The following is a 17,112-nucleotide window of genomic DNA, read 5'->3' as shown; positions in this document are numbered from 1 at the left end:
TCGGGCCCCCTCTCGGTCCGTGCCTAGGTCAACTCACCGTCACCGCGGGTGTTCCCGTGACGGCGGGGGCGCCTGACGCGACGCCGTCCTGCTCCATCTGCTCGGCGAGCTTCATCGCCTCGTCGATGAGGGTCTCCACGATCTTCGACTCGGGGACGGTCTTGATGACCTCGCCCTTGACGAAGATCTGGCCCTTGCCGTTGCCGGAGGCGACACCGAGGTCCGCCTCCCGCGCCTCACCGGGGCCGTTGACGACGCAGCCCATGACCGCGACGCGCAGTGGGACCTCCATCCCCTCCAGACCGGCGGTGACCTCTTCGGCCAGCTTGTAGACGTCGACCTGGGCGCGACCGCAGGACGGGCAGGAGACGATCTCCAGACGCCGTTGGCGCAGCCCGAGCGACTCCAGGATCTGGATGCCGACCTTGACCTCCTCGGCCGGCGGCGCACTCAGGGAGACCCGGATGGTGTCCCCGATGCCCTCGGAGAGGAGGGCCCCGAAGGCGACCGCCGACTTGATCGTGCCCTGGAAGGCCGGACCCGCCTCGGTCACGCCGAGGTGCAGCGGGTAGTCGCACTGGGCCGCGAGCTGCCGGTAGGCGTTGACCATCACCACCGGGTCGTTGTGCTTGACCGAGATCTTGATGTCCCGGAAGCCGTGCTCCTCGAACAGGGAGCACTCCCACAACGCCGACTCGACCAGCGCCTCCGGCGTCGCCTTGCCGTACTTCTGGAGCAGCCGCTTGTCGAGCGAACCCGCATTGACCCCGATCCGGATCGGGGTGCCGGTGTCCTTGGCGGCCCGCGCGATCTCCTTGACCTGGTCGTCGAACTGCTTGATGTTGCCCGGGTTCACGCGCACGGCCGCACAGCCCGCGTCGATCGCCGCGAAGACGTACTTCGGCTGGAAGTGGATGTCCGCGATCACCGGGATCTGCGACTTGCGGGCGATGGTGGCGAGGGCATCCGCGTCGTCCTGCGTCGGACAGGCCACCCGCACGATCTGGCAGCCGGACGCGGTCAGTTCGGCGATCTGCTGCAGCGTGGCCCCGATGTCCGACGTACGCGTCGTCGTCATCGACTGCACCGACACCGGCGCTCCGCCCCCGACCGCCACCGGTCCGACCTGGATCTGCCGTGAGACACGGCGCTCCGCGATCGGGCGGACCGGCACCTCGGGGAGGCCCAAGGAAATGGCGGTCATGACGTCACACGCGGCTTTCCGTGAAGGTCTCGCGGGAGGCGCGGATGGACTCCTTGAGGGAGCTCATGGTGGCCAGGACGGCCGTCGGCTCGTAGCCGCAGTGCGCCATGCAGTTGGCACACCGGTCGTCCTTGCCGCGGCCGTAGGAGTCCCAGTCGGTCTCCTCCAGGAGCTGCTTGTACGTCTGTACGTACCCGTCGCTCATCAGGTAGCAGGGTTTCTGCCAGCCGAAGAGCGAGTAGCTCGGGATCGCCCAGGCCGTGCACGGGAAGTCGACCTTGCCCTCCAGGAAGTCCAGGAAGAGCGGGCTGTGATTGAGCCGCCAGCGGCGCCTGTTGCCGCCCGCGAAGGCCTTCTTGAACAGTTCCCGGGTCTGCTGGACCCCGAGGAAGTGCTCCTGGTCCGGCGCCTTCTCGTAGGCGTAGGCGGGCGAGAGCATCATCTCGTCGACCTTCAGGTCGTCGTTGAGGTAGTTGAGGACCTCGATGATGGTCTGCGGGGTGTCGGTGTTGAAGAAGGTCGAGTTGGTGGTGACCCGGAAGCCGCGCCGCTTGGCCTCCTTGATCGCCGCCACCGCCTCGTCGAAGACGCCCTCCTTGGCGACCGACTCGTCGTGCCGCTCGCGCAGCCCATCGATGTGCACGGCCCACGCGAAGTACGGCGAGGGCTCGAACTTGTCCATCTTCTTGCGCAGCAGCATCGCGTTGGTGCACAGGAAGACGAACTTCTTCTTGGCCACCAACTGCCGGACGATCTCGTCGATCTGAGGGTGCATCAGCGGCTCACCACCGGCGATGGACACCATCGGCGCGCCGGATTCGAGCACCGCGCCGACGGCCTGGGCCACGGGCATGCGCTGCTTCAGCACCCCCGCCGGGTGCTGGATCTTGCCGCAGCCCTCACAGGCGAGGTTGCACGCGAAGAGGGGTTCCAGCTCGACAATCAGCGCGAACTTGTCCCGCTTCCTGAGCTTCTGTTCAAACAGGTATGCAGCGACCTTCATGGACTGCCGAAGCGGCATGGCCATCTGGCTCACCTCCGAGGGAGCAGCAAAGAACGGTGCCATTCATAAAAAGCGGGAAGGACGGCACGAAGAACACGGAAAGCCGATATTCCACCGCGGACCGTGCCGATACGGACGAGTTCATGTTCTGGAGCGTCCACGACCACCCGGACGGCCGCAACCGGGCGGGCGCCCGTGCGGACGGCGCTGTGGAGCGTGGCGGCGGACTCCATGTCGACCGCGATTGCGCCGGTCGCGAGCAGCGCCGCCCGCTCGTGGCCGCGGACGACATGGTCGGAGCCGGTGAGCGGCCCCGTGTGGACGGTGCGCCCGGGCAGGGCGCGGGCCAGTTCCTTGACGAGGAGCTCGGTGCCCACGCAAGGGGTGGTGCCGCGTGGATCCCGGGTCTCCTCGGCGACGACGAGGTCACCGGGGTGCATGCCGGGGGCGAGCCCGGCACAGAACCCGGTGGCCAGGACGGCCGCGTCGTGCAGCCCCGGGCCGGCGAGCACCCGGGTGACCGAGCGCTCGGCGGCCTTGGGTCCCATCCCCGTCCGCAGGACGGTGACGGGCCCGTCGGCGCCGCCGCGGTCGCCGCTGCGCAGGGCGAGGTGCTCGATGCCCAGCGCACAGGCGATGAGCAGCGGAGCCGGATCGGGCCTGGTGCTCATCAACCCCCCTCGGTCTCGGCGAACGGCTCGCCGTTGACGTACCGGCCGAGTGCGGTCAGCGGGAAGACCTGCCGGTAGAGGTGGTAGTTGATCGAGAAGTCCCAGGGGAAGCCGGTGCCGGTGAAGTACGGCTCGTCCCAGGAGCCGTCCTCCCGCTGGGTCCCGGCGAGCCATTCGACCGCGCGCTCCACCGCCTTGGACTCGCGTTCGCCCGCCGCGAGCAGTGCGAGCAGCGCCCATGCGGTCTGGGAGGCGGTCGAGGCGCCGCGGCCGCTCCACTCGGCGGCGTCGTGGTAGGAGCGCAGGTCCTCGCCCCAGCCGCCGTCGTCGTTCTGCACGGTCTCCAGCCAGGCGACGGCCCGGCGGATCGCCGGGTGCGAGCCGGGCAGTCCGGCGGCGACGAGTGCCGGGACCACCGATCCGGTGCCGTATACGTAGTTGACCCCCCAGCGGCCGAACCAGGAGCCGTTCGCCTCCTGTTCGGCGAGCAGCCATTCGATGCCGCGCCGGGTGCGCGGGTCGTGCGAGAGCCCTTCCACGGCGAGCATCTCGACGACGTGCGCGGTGACGTCCGCGGACGGCGGGTCGATGACCTCCCCGAAGTCGCAGAACGGCAGCCGGTTGGGGAAGGGGCTGGTGTTGTCGACGTCGAAGGCGCCCCACGCGCCGTTCTTCGACTGCATGCCGAGGTTCCAGCGCACCCCGCGCCCGATGGCCTTCTCCACGCGCTCCGGGTCGTGGTGCTTGACCCGGCGCAGCGCGAGGACGACCTCCGCGGTGTCGTCGATGTCGGGGTAGTTGTCGTTGTGGAACTCGAACGCCCAGCCGCCCGGCGGGAGTTGCGGCCGCTTCACCGACCAGTCACCGGGCCGGACGATCTCCTCGCCGAGCATCCAGTCCGCGGCCTTGACCAGCTGGGGATGGTCGGCGGGCACCCCGGCGTCGGCGAGCGCGATCGTGGCGAGGCAGGTGTCCCACACCGGCGACTGACAGGCCTCGATCATCCGGGCACCGTCCTCACGCCATACGGCGAAACGGTCCAGCGACGCCAACCCCTCGCGCATCACCGGGTGTTCGAGGTCGTAGCCGAGCAGATGCAGGGCGATGACCGAGTAGACGGCGGGTGGCTGGATGCCTCCCCAGCAGCCGTCGTTCTCCTGTCGCTCGATGATCCAGCGGGCGGCCGTGTTCACCGCCGCCCGGCGCAGCCGGCGGGGCGCGACCTTGCGGTAGAGGTGCAACGCCCTGTCGAGACGCTGGAAGGCTCCGTCCCAACTCGCCAACGGGGCAAAGGGCTTGACCGGGTTCGGATTGCCGGGGTCGACATGCAGTTCGTCGAGCGGGAACGGCGCGGGCCGCACCGGACGCTTCGCGGAGACGACGGTGAGCGGCACGATCGTCTGCCGCGCCCAGCAGCCGAAGTCGTAGATGTTGAGCGGCATCCACTTCGGGAAGTAGATGAGCTCCGGGGGAAGTTCGGGCAGGTCGTCCCACTTCCACCAGCCGAACAGGGCGAGCCAGATCCGGGTGAAGACCCGGGCCGAGGCGATACCGCCCCGCTCACGGATCCACGCGGACGCCTTCGCCATGTGCGGCTCGTCCGGCAGGTCCCCGGCCAGGCGCAGCGCGACGTACGCCTCGACGGTGGTGGAGAGTTCGCCTGGGCCGCCGTAGAAGGTGGCCCAGGCGCCGTCCTCGCGCTGCTCGCCGCGGATGAACAGCCCGGCGGCGTGGGTGGTCTTCTCGTCGCGGATGCCCAGGAACTGACGGAGAAGCAGGTCCTCGGCGTCCATCGTGACGTTCGTCTCGAGGTCGCCCTTCCACCAGCCCTCGGCGTCCTGCCGCGACAGCAGGAAGTCGGTGGCACGCCGCATGGCGCGCGCGGCGGCGTCCTGAGTACCGACAGTCCCGGCCGCCTCCGGGAGCGTGTCGCTGTGCTGCTGTGGTTCGCTGGCCGAGGCAGCGCGGGGCGGCAGGGCCCCGGTGCTTCCGTCGGTCGTCGCTGTCATGGCTTCCCCTTCGTGCAGTGATATGTCTGCTGTGGGTCCGCCGTCGGCCGGTGCGCTCTCTCCCGCGGCACCGGCCGGCGACTACGCGAGGCTTATTCGACCGATAGTGATCATCTCTTCCGTACGACGACGAAGTCGGCGAGCGCCACGAGCTGGGCCCGCACCTGGTCGGGCATCCGGACGGTGTCCAGGGCCTCGATGGCGATGGTGTGCTGGCGGCGCGCCTCCTGGGCGGTCCACTCGCGGCCGCCCGCCTCCTCGATGAGCGCGGCCCGCACGGCGAACTCCTCCTCGGAGAAGTTCTCGAAGTCGCTGGCCTTGGCATCCGCGGCGAGCAGCTCGCCGAGCTGCTCGGAGGCGGGCCCGCCCGCGGCGAGCGCGGCGACGACCGGCAGGGACTTCTTGCGCTGGCGCAGGTCGCTCCAGGTCTGCTTGCCGGTGGCCTCCGGGTCGCCCCAGATGCCGAGGAGGTCGTCGACGGCCTGGAAGGCCAGGCCGAGGTGGTAGCCGTACTTCTCCAGGATGTCGGCGGTGCGGTCGTCGGCGCCGCCGAGCACCGCGCCGATGGAGCAGGCGCAGGCGAGCAGGGCGCCCGTCTTGTTGCCCTCCATCTCCAGGCACTCCTCGACGGTGACCCGCTCGCGGTGCTCGTAGGAGATGTCCTGCGCCTGGCCGTCGATCAGGGCGCGGGTCGCCGTGGTCAGCCGGCGGGTGGCGCGGCCCGCCTCGACGGTGCCGAGCTCCAGCAGGATCTCGTTGGCCAGCGCGAACAGGGCGTCGCCGACCAGGATGGCCTGGGCGGGTCCGTGCACCTTCCAGACCGTGTCGCGGTGGCGGCGCTGTTCGTCGCCGTCCATCAGATCGTCGTGCAGCAGCGAGAAGTTGTGGACCAGTTCGACGGCGACCGCGCCGGGGACACCCACTTCCGGGCGGGCACCGGCCGCCTGCGCGGAGAGCACGGCAAGGGCGGGGCGTACGGCCTTGCCGCCGTCGCCGTCCGAGGGGTTGCCCTCCGCGTCGATCCAGCCGAAGTGGTAGGCGGCGACGGTGTCCATGGGCGCTGCCAGCCGGTCGACGGCCGCGCGCAGCACCGGGGTGGCAAGGGTCCGGCCGCGCTCCAGGAGCGCGGTCACGTCCACCGCGTCGGCAGCCGTTTCCGCCGGGGGCACAGTGGGCACAGTCTCTCCTCTTGTTGCGATACCGGGGGTGCGGGGACCGGTCCCCGGCAGATCGAGCGTCACGCCGCCTCCTCGAAGAGTTCGAGAAGGTGATCGCGCGGCCGGCCCAGGGCGCTCAGCGCGGCACCGGCCGCGCTGACACCACTGCGGACCGCGCTCTCCATGGTCGCGGGCCACCCTGTGGCGGTCCACGCGCCGGCCAGGTAGAGGCCGGGGGTCCTGGTGCGGGCGCCGGGCCGCAGCCGCCCGACACCTGGAGCGGGAGCGAACGTGGCGGTTCGCTCCCGGGTCACGAAGAAGTCCTTCACCGCCGCGCCGCGCGTGCCGGGGAGCAGCCGCTCCAGCTCCGGCAGATAGCGCTCGCGCAGTGCGGCGACGGGCTCGTCGATCTCGTCCTGCGCGGCCGACTGGGACAGCGCGAGGTACTGCCCCTCGGCGAGCCCCGAGGCCTCGGTGCGGTCGAAGACCCATTGCACCGGGGAGCCGAGCGCCGCGAAGAACGGCCGGCCGAGCACCTTCCGGTCGTAGACGACATGGATGTTGAGGATCGGCGCGGTGCCGATCTCCAGCAGCCGCTCGGGGGCGTCGAGCGCACCCGCCGGCAGCAGATCGTGGGTCTCCCGCTGAGGTACGGCGAGGACGACCGCGTCGGCGTCGATGTTCTCGCCGGGAACCTGAACGCTCCAACGCCCGTTTTCGTACCGGGAGATGGAGGTGACGCGTGTACGGACTTCGGTGCGCACGCCCGCGGAGTCGAGCGCCTTGCGGGCGAGCCGGTCATGCAGGTCGCCCAGCGGGACGCGCGCCCATCCGATGTCGGCCGCGCCCGGGTCGGACAGCAGACCGGTCTTGAACACCATCGCGGCGAGTGCGAGCGAGGAATCGCCGGCCACCGCGTTGAGGGTGGCGACCCCCACGAGGTCCCACAGTGCTTCGACGGCACGCTCCGACTGACCGTGCCGGGCCAGCCAGGTACCGAAGTTCTGCGCGTCGAGGGCCGGGTCTGCGAGGTCGAGCCCCTTGAGCGCCAGTGCGGCACGGCCGACCTTGGCGCGCTCGGCGAGGGAGAGGTGCGGATACGTCGCGAGGCTCTTCGCCAGATGCAGCGGGACGGGCAGGGCGGTGCGGCTGAGTCTGCCCAGCCGCTTGCCCGGCGTGCCCGCCGCGTCGAGTACGGGCACGTCGAGACGATCCTGCAGCGGCGCGAGCTCGGCTCCCTCGATGCGGTCGAGGAACCAGCGGTAGGCGGTGCAGCAGCGCAGATACACGTGCTGCCCGTTGTCGACCGTCAGTCCGCCGCGCTGGAAGGAGAACGCGAGCCCGCCCAGGCGGGGCCGGCCTTCGAGCAGGGTCACGCGCACGCCGGCGTCGGCGAGCGCGAGCGCGGTGGTGATCCCGGCGAGCCCGCCGCCGACGACCACAGCGGTCGCGCCCGCGGAGTGTTCCGGGATGTCCACGTCCGGCCCTTCGGACGGTGTCCCGTCGGTCATCGTGTCCCCTCCCCCGCAACCGGGCCGCGGTGCTTGAACGGTGCACGGCCGGTCGTTGCAGTCAGGGACGCCGCGCGACTCCGGAGGGTTGCCTGCCGCTTTTCGCCGGAGGAATCACTTTGGAGCGGATTGTCCATCAGACACGCCTCCTGACGGCGCCCCGGGACACATGGCGGGCGTCGAGGCCCGACAGACCGCGTACGGCGACGTACGCCTTCTCGCGGCCGGGCAGCGAGACGCGGCCGCGCAGCACGGCCTCCGGATCCCGCTCGATGCGGTCCAGGAGGCGACGGTAGATGCCGGCCATGGCGGCGACACAGGCTCCGCTGCGCCTGTCCAGCATCGGCAGCAGCCGGTAGCCCTCGGCGAACAGCGTGCGGGCCCGACGCACTTCGAAGTGCACGAGGCCCGCGAAGTCGGAACCGGCCGGTGGCGTCGGCCCGCTGAACCCGGCCGAGCAGCCGAACTTGGCGAGGTCGTCGGCCGGCAGATAGATACGCCCGCCCTCGGCGTCCTCGCGCACGTCCCGCAGGATGTTGGTGAGCTGCAGCGCGAGCCCGAGCGTGTCGGCGTACTCGGACGCCCGCTCCACACCGCGCGCCCCCGGCTCCGTGCCGAACACCGCCAGTGAGAGCCGCCCGATCGCTCCGGCGACACAGCGGCAGTACACCTTCAGGTCGTCCCAGGTCTCGTACGTCTCACCGCGTACGTCCATCAGGACGCCGTCGATGAGCTCGTCGAGGCCGCCGAGCGGCAGCGCGAACGCCTCGGCCGCATGGCTGAGGGCGACCGCCACCGGGTCGGTGTCGTCCTCGTCCACGGAGCCCTCGCGGACCCGGGTCAGCAGCGCCCGGGTTTCCTCGAGCCGGGTCGCCTTGACGTCCGGTGCCAGCACACCGTCGCCGATGTCGTCGACACGCCGGGAGAACGCGTAGAGCGCCGACATCGCCCGGCGCTTGGGCGTAGGCAGCAGTCTGATGCCGTACGCGAAATTGCGGGCCTGCTGTCCGGTCACTGTCTCGCAGTAGCTGTAAGCGGCGAGTACCGGTGCGGACGCAAGTTGTTCCGACTCCACGCTCCGGATCACCCCTCTCCTCGCAGAGTCACTCCCACCTCGCGCAGCAACTGGAGCTTGCCGGGCTTGGGCGGGCCGGGAAGTACGTCGTATTCAGCGGCGGCAATCGCACGGATCGCCGCCCTTCCCCCCGCCACGAACCCCGCAAGCAGCAGCTTCAGCCTGCCGTGGACGCTACCCACGAGGGGGGTGCCTTCATTCAGGAGGTTCAGGGCGCGTTCTGATTCGTATGCAACCAGTGCGCGCACCGATGCGCCTGCCGTGGGCGTGGCGAGATCCGCCTCCTGGACATGGAATCGCTTCATGTCCTCGGCGGGCAGGTAGATGCGGTCGCGTCCGAGGTCCTCGGCCACGTCCTGGAGGTGCTCGACGATCTGCAGCGCCGTGCACACGGCGTCCGAGCGGCGGATCCGCTCGGGGGTCGAGGTGCCGGTGACGGAGAGGACCAGGCGGCCGACGGGATTCGCGGACAGCTCGCAGTAGGCGAGGAGGTCGTCGTAGGTCTCGTAGCGCTTGACGAGCTGGTCCTGGCGGTTGGCGGCGATCAGGCCGAGAAAGGGCTCGGGGGTGAGTCCCGCGCGGCGGACCGTGGGCTGCAGCGCGCGCAGCAGGGGGTGGCCGGGGACCGAGTCGAAGACCTTGTGGAGGTCGGCCTCGAAGGCATCGAGGAGGAGCAGCCGGTCCTCGGCGTCCTCGGGGGCGACACCGAGCAGCCGGGCGTCCGCGCCACCGGGGGCCAGATCGCCGTCGCCGATGTCGTCGACCAGCCGGGCGAAGCCGTACACGGCCATGAGGTCGTCGCGCCAGGCCCTGGGCAGGAAGAACGGCGCCACGGGGAAGTTCTCGTCCGCGGCCTTGTCGAGCGTGCCACGCTCCGGATGGCCGGCGCGCGCCGTCCGGGCTTCGGTCACCACTCGCCACCCGGCGCGGCGACGGCACATGCATCGCGGAGCCGGAGTGTTTCCGTAGCCATTGCCGTCACATCTCCCGTTCTACACTGCTGACCCGATACATCCCATTTCGGACACGCCGCTCAGCGGGCCCCGGGGCCCGCCCGGTGCCGGGTGTCGCGCATTATCGCCCTACTTGCCGCGAATCAGCACCGGTACAGCTTACGTTGTACAACGCGCCACGCCTCGTCGGGGTGTCCTGCACATCACAACAACACACCGATTGGTGTCAAGATTCCTAAGGGGAACGAGAGTTGGGGCTCTCTTTGCACAGTGGATCTCCTCCGGCGCGTCCCCTCGCCCGTCAGGACACCCGCGGCCGGGCTCCGGTTGCACGACTGAACCCCGCCGGAGAGGCTCCGGCGGGGTTCAGTCGTGTGCACACGAGAAGGGCGGCGGCTACTTGCCCGTGAACTTCTCGTACTCCTTGAGGACCTCTTCGGTCGGACCGTCCATCCGCAGTTCCCCGCGTTCCAGCCACAGCACGCGGTCGCAGGTGTCGCGGATCGACTTGTTGTTGTGACTGACCAGAAACACGGTGCCGGCTTCCTTGCGCAGCTCGCGGATGCGGGCCTCCGAGCGCTTCTGGAACTTGCGGTCACCGGTGGCCAGCGCCTCGTCGATCATCAGGACGTCGTGGTCCTTGGCGGCCGCGATGGAGAAGCGCAGCCGCGCCGCCATGCCGGACGAGTAGGTCCGCATGGGCAGCGTGATGAAGTCGCCCTTCTCGTTGATTCCCGAGAAGTCGACGATGTCCTGGTAGCGCTCGCGGATCTGTTCCCGGGACATGCCCATCGCGAGGCCGCCCAATATGACGTTGCGCTCGCCCGTCAGATCGTTCATCAGCGCCGCGTTCACGCCCAGCAGGGAGGGCTGGCCGTCGGTGAAGACCTTGCCCTTCTCGGCGGGCAGCAGACCGGCGATGGCGCGCAGCAGGGTGGACTTGCCGGAGCCGTTTGAGCCGATCAGGCCGATGGCCTCGCCGCGGTAGGCGATGAAGGAGACGCCCTTGACCGCGTGCACCTTGCGCACGCCGCGCTCCTCGCCGCGCTTGACGATGCGGCTGAGGGCCGAGGTGGCACTGCCCTTGCCGGTCTTGGCGCCGTTCACCCGGTAGACGATGTGCAGCTCGTCCGCGATGACGGTGGGGATGTGGGAGTCGGTCCTCTGCTCAGCCACGGCCGTACCTCTCTTCCGCCTTCCAGAAGTACACGAAGCCGCCGAGCGCGACGAGTGCCGCCCAGCCGCCCGCGACCGCCCAGACGTGCGGGGGCAGGTTCCCGGAGCCGTACCCGTCGATGAGGGCGAAGCGCATCAGGTCCATGTAGATGGCGGCCGGGTTCCACTGAAGGACGTCGGCGATCCACTCCGGCCGGCCCTTCAGCATGATCCGGATGGAGAACATCACGCCCGACGCGTACATCCACGTACGCATCACGAACGGCATCAGCTGGGCGAGGTCCGGGGTCTTGGACCCCATGCGGGCCATGATCAGCGCGAGACCGGTGTTGAACAGGAACTGCAGGGCGAGGACCGGGACGATCAGCAGCCACGACAGCTTCGGGTAGCTGCCGAAGCCGATCGCCACCAGGAACAGCACGATCATCGAGAAGAGCAGCTGCTGGAGCTGCTGGAGCGAGAACGAGACCGGCAGCGCGGCGCGCGGGAAGTGCAGCGCGCGGACCAGTCCGAGGTTGCCGGAGATCGCCCGGACCCCGGCCATCACCGAGCTCTGGGTGAAGGTGAAGACGAAGACGCCGGTCACCAGGAACGGGATGTACACCTCGCGGGTCATCCCGCGGTCGGCCTTCAGGATCAGGCCGAAGATCAGGAAGTACACCAGCGCGTTCAGCAGCGGGGTCGCCACCTGCCACAGCTGGCCGAGCTTGGCCTGGCTGTACTGCGCGGTGAGCTTCGCCTGCGAGAAGGCGAGGATGAAGTGACGGCGTCCCCAGAGCTGGCGGACGTACTCGACGAGTCCCGGCCGGGCACCACTGACCGCGAGCCCGTACTTGGCAGCCAGCTCGGTTGCGGAGAGCCCGTCATCGGGCGACGGTCGGTCGCTCACCGCGACCCCGCCGTCATGCGTTGTCTCACTCACAAGTGGAAACTTTCGTCCTCAAAGTGCGCAGCCTGGTCGGGCCTAGGCGGAAGCCAGGGACCGGGGTACGGCCGCATGCTCTCAGATATCGAGCTTGTCAGATGACGGGAGGTCGGCCCAGTCGAGTCAGGCGCCACACCGTACGCCACTTCATGGGGCGCCGGGGGCCGCACGGGCTGGTCCACCCCTCTCTGAAGCCGCCGAACCACGCCTTGAGGGCGGGGCCCGAGGGGCGGCGGAGCAGGGTCAGCAGCATCCAGACGCCGAGATAGACCGGGACCAGCGGCGCGGGCAGATTGCGCCGGGCCAGCCAGACCCGGTTGCGCGCGACCATGCGGTGGTAGACCGCGTGCCGCGAGGGCGCGGTCGTCGGGTGGTACAGCACCATGTCGGACCGGTAGTCGATCATCCAGCCCGCGTCGAGGGCCCGCCATGCCAGGTCGGTTTCCTCATGGGCGTAGAAGAATGCGTCCGGAAGCCCGCCGACTTCGGCGATGACCTTCGTACGGACGGCGTTGGCACCGCCCAGGAACGTGGTGACGCGTGAGTTGCGCAGCGGGTCGGCGGCGCGCAGCCGGGGCACGTGCCTGCGCTGCGTCTCACCGGTGTCCGGATCGGCGATGCGGAAGCTGATGATGCCGAGCTCGGGGTCGGCGGTGAAGGCCTCGCGGCACAGCTCGGCGGTGTCGTGCCGGGCGAGCAGGCCGTCGTCGTCCAGGAAGAGCAGGACGTCGACGTCGGTGCCGCCGGGACCGAAGGCCTCGATGCCGACGTTGCGGCCGCCGGGGATGCCGAGGTTCTCGGGCAGCTCGACCGTGCGGACGCCCTCGGGGACGTCCGGGACGGGCGAGCCGTTGCCGACCACGACCACCTCGACCGGGTCGCCGTCCTGCTTGGCGACCGAGTCGAGAAGGGCGCGCAGTTCGTCGGGGCGGTTGCCCATCGTGATGATGACCGCCCCGACCTTTATGGCGGCACTCACTTCAGCCTGCTCGACGCGAGGATGGACACGAGGTGCAGCAGGGTCTGCAGGATCGCGATGCCGGCCAGTACGGCGACACCGAGCCGGGAGAAGAACAGGTCTCCGCGGACGGTGTCGGCGACGGCCAGGACCAGGATCAGCAGCGAGGCCTCGACGCCGAGGATGAGCCGGTGGAACTTCAGCGCCCCGGCGGCCCTGCGGGCCAGTGCCATGCCGGACGAGCGCGGCTCGGACGCCGACTCCTGGACCGGCGGCTTCCCGGTCTGGTGGCGGGCGACACCGACGAGGTCGGTCTCGGCCTTGATCAGGATGGCGCCGAGAGCGGCCAGGGTGCCGAGGAACGCCCACAGCCAGTCGATCCGGCCGGAGCCCCACAGGTCGGCCGCGCGCAGGCCGAAGCCGACCAGGACCGCGGCGTCGCACAGGTACGCGCCGACCCGGTCCACGTAGACCCCGGCCATCGAGAACTGCTTGCGCCAGCGGGCGAGTTCGCCGTCGACGCAGTCGAACAGCAGGTAGAGCTGGACCATCAGCACACCGAGCACGGCGCCCGGTACGCCCGGCACGAGCAGGGCCGGGGCGGCGAGGACGCCGAAGACGGTCATGAGGTAGGTCAGCTGGTTGGGCGTGACCCGGGTGTTCACCAGGTGCCGGTCGATGCGGAGCGACAGCTCGCGCATGTAGAGCCGGCCGGCCCAGTGTTCGCCGCTCCGCCGGTCCTTCACCCCCGGGGGGTGGACGACCGGGCGGAGCTCAGCTACCGATGGCTTTTGCATAGTCGGCGTATGCGTCCCTGATCTGGTCGGTGGTCAGGTCGAGGTGTTCGAGGATCGTGTAGCGGCCGGGCCTGGTCTGCGGAGCGAACTCCACGACCTGGACGAACTCGTCCACGGTGAAGCCGATCTCCTCCGGCGTCACCGGCAGCCCGTGCCGGCGCAGTACCTCGGCCATGTACACGGACTCCTCGCGGGCTCCGCGCAGATGCATCGCGAAGGCCGCGCCCAGGCCGCACTGCTCGCCGTGGCTGGCCGCGCGCTTGGGGAAGAGGAGGTCGAAGGCGTGGTTGATCTCGTGGCAGGCGCCGGAGGCCGGGCGGGAGTCACCCGCGACCGACATGGAGATACCGGTGAGGACCAGGCCCTCGGCGAGCACCTGGAGGAAGGCGTCGTCGCCGACGCCGCCCGGGTGGCGCAGGACGGCCTCGCCGGCCTGCCGGGCCATCGCGGCAGCGAGGCCGTCGATCGACTCGCCCTTCTCGCGGTGGGCCAGCTCCCAGTCGGCGACCGCGGAGATGTTGGACAGCGCGTCGCCGATGCCGGAGCGCACGAAGCGGACCGGTGCCTCACGGATCACGTCGAGGTCGATGACGACGGCGATCGGGTTCGGCACACCGTAGGAGCCGCGGCCCGCGTCGTTGTCGAGGGTCGCGACCGGCGAGCACAGACCGTCGTGCGAGAGGTTCGTGGCGACGGCGACCAGCGGGAGGCCGATACGCGCCGCGGCGAACTTCGCGCAGTCGATGATCTTGCCGCCGCCCAGGCCCACGACCGCGTCGTAGTGCCCGGACTTCATGGCGTCCGCGAGCTTGATCGCGTCGTCCAGGGTGCCGCCGCCGACCTCGTACCAAGTCGCGCCCGGCAGCGCCGGGGAGAGCCGCTCGCGCAGCTTGGCCCCGGAGCCGCCGCTGATCGCGACGGCGAGCTTGCCGGAATGCGAGATGCGCTGGTCGGCGAGGATCTTCGCCAGGTCGTCCAGGGCGCCCGGACGGATGTCGACGACGACCGGCGAGGGGATGAGCCTCGTCAGTACTGGCACGCGATTTCACGTCCCTTGGCGAGGTCCTCGTGGTTGTCGATCTCGACCCACTTGACGTCGCCGATGGGCGCGACGTCGATCCGGAAGCCGCGGTTCACGAGCTCCTGGTAGCCGTGCTCGTAGAACTGCTGCGGGTCCGTCTCGAAGACCGTCTTCAGCGCGTCGGCGAGCTCGTCGGCCGCGTCGCCCTCGATGAGGGTGACGCCGATGTACTCACCGGTCGCCTCGGCCGGGTCCATGAGCTTGGTGATCTTCGTCATGCCGCCCTCGGGGCCGACGACGACCTTCATCTCCTCGTCGGCGAGGGACTTCACCGTATCGAGGGCGAGGATGATCTTCTTGCCGTCGCCACGGGCGGCGAGCAGCGTCTTCTCGACGGAGACCGGGTGCACGGTGTCGCCGTTGGCGAGGATCACCGAGTGCTTGATGGCGTCACGGCCGCACCACAGGGAGTAGGCGTTGTTCCACTCCTCGGCCTTGTCGTTGTCGATCAGGGTGATCTTGACGCCGTACTTCTGCTCCAGCGCCTCGCGGCGCTCGTAGACGGCCTCCTTGCGGTACCCGACGATGATCGCGACCTCGGTCAGGCCGATCTCGGCGAAGTTGCCGAGGGTCAGGTCCAGGACGGTGAGGCTGTCCTCGTTGCCCTCAGGGCCGACCGGCACCAGTGCCTTGGGCAGGGTGTCGGTGTAGGGGCGCAGACGCCGTCCGGCGCCGGCCGCCAGCACGAGGCCGATCATGCGGGTTCTCCTTCATCGTGTACGGCGGGTGCATGGGAGGACACCCAGAAGCGGATGCTCTCGACGAGCACCACGAGTGCCACGGCCACGGCGAGTGCCGTGAGCGCGACCTTGAAATCTGTGGCGGCGAGCAGCGCGGCCAGGACGGTGACCAGCAGCGTCCTGCCTTCGTGCCCGCCGATCGCACGCACCAGCCAGTGCGGCGGCGCGCCGGCGTTGCCGCGGATGCGGTACACCGTGTCGTAGTGATGGTAGGCGACAGCGGCCACCAGCCCGAAAGCCGCGGGCAGTGCTCCGTTCACGTCGGCCTTGACCGCCAGTACCAGAACGGTGCCGTATTCGGCCGCCCGGAAGAACGGCGGGACCAGCCAGTCCAGGGCGCCCTTCAGGGGCCTTTGCAGCGCCACCGGCGACAGGAGTACGTACAGCGCGGCGGCCAGGACGGGCCACCAGCTGCCGTACGGGAGGAGCACGGTGACCATGACCACAGCGGCGCCGGCGGCGAAGGCCAGGAAGGCCGGGCCGCGGCGCGGGAGACCGCGCGTGAAGCGGGTGAGCAGCTCGGCGAGCGGACCCGAGTCGGTGAGGTCGGCCAGGGCCTGGGCCGCGCGGTCGGTGCGCCGTGCCGTGCGCGTCAGCGAGCGCAGGACGCGGCCCGCCGTGGTGTACGTCGCTGCGATGCCGCAGCCGATGAGCAGGGCGTAGAAGGTGATGCGGGGCGTCGTGAACGCGGTGAGGACGGCGATCATCGCCCAGCGCTCACCGATGGGCAGCACGATCATCCGGCGCAGCCAGACCGTCCAGCCGACGCTGTCGAGCTTGTCCGAAAGGGCCGCGGTGGGACTGGTGTTGGCGGTCGCGTCGTGGTTCGCCTCGTTGAAGGAGAAGTCGACGACGTGCCGGCAGATCTGCAGGATCATCGCGCCGAGGGCGAGCTCCCACACGTCGTCGCCGCCGCGGGCGGCGCCGAGGGCGAGGCCCGCGTAGTAGGCGTACTCCTTGGCGCGGTCGAAGGTCGCGTCGAGCCAGGCGCCGAGTGTCGAGTACTGCAGGGAGTAGCGGGCCAGCTGCCCGTCCGTGCAGTCGAGGACGAAGGAGAAGAGGAGCAGCAGGCCCGCGGCGACGAAGCCGGCGCGGGTGCCGGTGGCGGCGCAGCCCGCCGCGATCAGGGCGGTGAGCAGCGAGGCGGTGGTGACCTGGTTCGGGGTCAGACCGCGCCGGGCGCACCAGCGGGCGATGTAGCGCGAGTACGGGCTGATGAAGTGGGTGGTGAAGAACCCGTCGCGGGACTTCACGGCGGTGCGCAGCCGTACGGCCTCGTCGTCGACGGCCGAGACGGCCTGCCGTGCCTCGTTGCGGGCCTGCGGGTCGGCGGGGACCGCGGCCACGAGGGTGCCGAGGTCGGGCCGGTGCACCGCGACGCCGTCCGCGTCGAGCGCGGCCGTGACCCGGTCGGCGAGGTTGTCGATGACGACGGTGGCGCCGCCGCCCGCGGCGGAGCTCTCACGGGCCACCGCGCGGGTCAGCGCCTGGCGCGCGCCGGGCTGGACCGTGACGGCCCCGGGCAGCGCGGCGGCCGGGAAGCGCGGGTCGGTGAGACCGAGGCGCAGTGCGTGGACGTGGCCCACGAAGCGGGCGTCGACGATCGCGACCCGCCGCCCGGCGGGCACCGCGGCGAGGAGCGTCTCGGCGTCACCGGCGTCGGAGGCGACCCGCACGTCGAAGCCCAGCGACCGCAGATCGCCTTCGAGCGACGATCCGGGGACCGGCTGACCGGTGAGGATGGCGGTCGACAGACGAACTCACTCCCTGGGGTGCCGACGCGTCGGCGCCGGGCATGTGCGTGGTGGGATGGCCCTGCGCCTGAGGCGGCGGGCGGCATGTCGGCAGAGGC

Annotated in this window: 16 protein-coding genes; all 16 read right to left on the bottom strand. The window is 70.3% G+C overall.

Features of this window, described 5'->3' with window-relative positions:
* Positions 1-28: 28 nt before the first annotated feature.
* The 16 genes from ispG to ACFVYF_RS07975 all read right to left on the bottom strand — a co-directional run bounded on the left by ispG (position 29) and on the right by ACFVYF_RS07975 (position 17,014).
* Positions 29-1,204 (bottom strand): flavodoxin-dependent (E)-4-hydroxy-3-methylbut-2-enyl-diphosphate synthase, encoded by a 1,176-nt coding sequence (gene ispG / locus ACFVYF_RS08050; RefSeq protein ID WP_389452559.1) that lies wholly within the window; start codon positions 1,202-1,204, stop codon positions 29-31.
* A 4-nt stretch (positions 1,205-1,208) separates the two neighbouring features.
* Positions 1,209-2,231, bottom strand: a complete 1,023-nt coding sequence (gene hpnH, locus ACFVYF_RS08045) for an adenosyl-hopene transferase HpnH (RefSeq protein WP_389452556.1) — start codon at positions 2,229-2,231, stop codon at positions 1,209-1,211.
* Positions 2,232-2,236: 5 nt separating this feature from the next.
* Positions 2,237-2,878, bottom strand: coding sequence for a 1-hydroxy-2-methyl-2-butenyl 4-diphosphate reductase (locus tag ACFVYF_RS08040; protein WP_389452553.1), 642 nt, complete (start codon positions 2,876-2,878; stop codon positions 2,237-2,239).
* Positions 2,878-4,887, bottom strand: a complete 2,010-nt coding sequence (gene shc, locus ACFVYF_RS08035) for a squalene--hopene cyclase (RefSeq protein ID WP_389452550.1) — start codon at positions 4,885-4,887, stop codon at positions 2,878-2,880. Before shc ends, ACFVYF_RS08040 begins: the two co-directional genes overlap by 1 nt.
* Before the next feature lie 110 nt (positions 4,888-4,997).
* Positions 4,998-6,128 (bottom strand): polyprenyl synthetase family protein, encoded by a 1,131-nt coding sequence (locus tag ACFVYF_RS08030; RefSeq protein WP_389452547.1) that lies wholly within the window; start codon positions 6,126-6,128, stop codon positions 4,998-5,000.
* Positions 6,125-7,555 (bottom strand): hydroxysqualene dehydroxylase HpnE, encoded by a 1,431-nt coding sequence (gene hpnE / locus ACFVYF_RS08025; protein ID WP_389452544.1) that lies wholly within the window; start codon positions 7,553-7,555, stop codon positions 6,125-6,127. Before hpnE ends, ACFVYF_RS08030 begins: the two co-directional genes overlap by 4 nt.
* Entirely contained in the window at positions 7,552-7,692 is a 141-nt protein-coding gene (locus ACFVYF_RS08020) for a DUF6380 family protein (protein WP_389452541.1), read from the bottom strand. The genes hpnE and ACFVYF_RS08020 overlap by 4 nt, the downstream gene beginning before the upstream one ends.
* Complete coding sequence (gene hpnD / locus ACFVYF_RS08015) at positions 7,692-8,642, bottom strand: presqualene diphosphate synthase HpnD (RefSeq protein WP_389452538.1); 951 nt, start codon at positions 8,640-8,642, stop codon at positions 7,692-7,694. Before hpnD ends, ACFVYF_RS08020 begins: the two co-directional genes overlap by 1 nt.
* Positions 8,639-9,571 (bottom strand): squalene synthase HpnC, encoded by a 933-nt coding sequence (gene hpnC / locus ACFVYF_RS08010; RefSeq protein ID WP_389452535.1) that lies wholly within the window; start codon positions 9,569-9,571, stop codon positions 8,639-8,641. Before hpnC ends, hpnD begins: the two co-directional genes overlap by 4 nt.
* Before the next feature lie 408 nt (positions 9,572-9,979).
* Positions 9,980-10,759 carry an ABC transporter ATP-binding protein gene (locus tag ACFVYF_RS08005; RefSeq protein ID WP_389452532.1) on the bottom strand — a complete coding sequence of 260 codons (780 nt, stop codon included), beginning with the start codon at positions 10,757-10,759 and terminating at the stop codon, positions 9,980-9,982.
* A complete protein-coding gene (locus ACFVYF_RS08000; protein WP_389452530.1) occupies positions 10,752-11,681 on the bottom strand; it encodes an ABC transporter permease in 930 nt (309 codons plus the stop codon). The genes ACFVYF_RS08005 and ACFVYF_RS08000 overlap by 8 nt, the downstream gene beginning before the upstream one ends.
* Before the next feature lie 97 nt (positions 11,682-11,778).
* On the bottom strand, positions 11,779-12,651 hold the full coding sequence (locus ACFVYF_RS07995) for a glycosyltransferase family 2 protein (RefSeq protein WP_389453578.1): 873 nt from the start codon (positions 12,649-12,651) through the stop codon (positions 11,779-11,781).
* Between the two features lie 8 nt (positions 12,652-12,659).
* Positions 12,660-13,388, bottom strand: a complete 729-nt coding sequence (locus ACFVYF_RS07990; protein WP_389452528.1) for a CDP-alcohol phosphatidyltransferase family protein — start codon at positions 13,386-13,388, stop codon at positions 12,660-12,662.
* Positions 13,389-13,416: 28 nt separating this feature from the next.
* A complete protein-coding gene (locus ACFVYF_RS07985) occupies positions 13,417-14,478 on the bottom strand; it encodes an iron-containing alcohol dehydrogenase family protein (protein ID WP_389452526.1) in 1,062 nt (353 codons plus the stop codon).
* Positions 14,466-15,218, bottom strand: a complete 753-nt coding sequence (locus ACFVYF_RS07980) for a sugar phosphate nucleotidyltransferase (RefSeq protein WP_383272099.1) — start codon at positions 15,216-15,218, stop codon at positions 14,466-14,468. Before ACFVYF_RS07980 ends, ACFVYF_RS07985 begins: the two co-directional genes overlap by 13 nt.
* Positions 15,215-17,014 (bottom strand): DUF5941 domain-containing protein, encoded by a 1,800-nt coding sequence (locus tag ACFVYF_RS07975; RefSeq protein ID WP_389453575.1) that lies wholly within the window; start codon positions 17,012-17,014, stop codon positions 15,215-15,217. Before ACFVYF_RS07975 ends, ACFVYF_RS07980 begins: the two co-directional genes overlap by 4 nt.
* Between the last annotated feature and the right edge of the window lie 98 nt (positions 17,015-17,112).

The sequence above is a fragment of the Streptomyces sp. NPDC058274 genome, from assembly GCF_042881375.1.
Taxonomy (GTDB): domain Bacteria; phylum Actinomycetota; class Actinomycetes; order Streptomycetales; family Streptomycetaceae; genus Streptomyces.
The sequence above is the reverse complement of the archived record's forward strand: the minus strand, read 5'-3'. Positions and strand labels throughout refer to the sequence as shown.

Coding starts and splice junctions, on each gene's coding strand:
- ispG (WP_389452559.1), bottom strand. CDS start 1,204: ATGACCGCCATTTCCTTGGGCCTCCCCGAGGTGCCGGTCCGCCCGATC.
- hpnE (WP_389452544.1), bottom strand. CDS start 7,555: ATGACCGACGGGACACCGTCCGAAGGGCCGGACGTGGACATCCCGGAA.
- ACFVYF_RS08020 (WP_389452541.1), bottom strand. CDS start 7,692: ATGGACAATCCGCTCCAAAGTGATTCCTCCGGCGAAAAGCGGCAGGCA.
- hpnH (WP_389452556.1), bottom strand. CDS start 2,231: ATGGCCATGCCGCTTCGGCAGTCCATGAAGGTCGCTGCATACCTGTTT.
- ACFVYF_RS08040 (WP_389452553.1), bottom strand. CDS start 2,878: ATGAGCACCAGGCCCGATCCGGCTCCGCTGCTCATCGCCTGTGCGCTG.
- ACFVYF_RS07980 (WP_383272099.1), bottom strand. CDS start 15,218: ATGATCGGCCTCGTGCTGGCGGCCGGCGCCGGACGGCGTCTGCGCCCC.
- hpnC (WP_389452535.1), bottom strand. CDS start 9,571: ATGTGCCGTCGCCGCGCCGGGTGGCGAGTGGTGACCGAAGCCCGGACG.
- shc (WP_389452550.1), bottom strand. CDS start 4,887: ATGACAGCGACGACCGACGGAAGCACCGGGGCCCTGCCGCCCCGCGCT.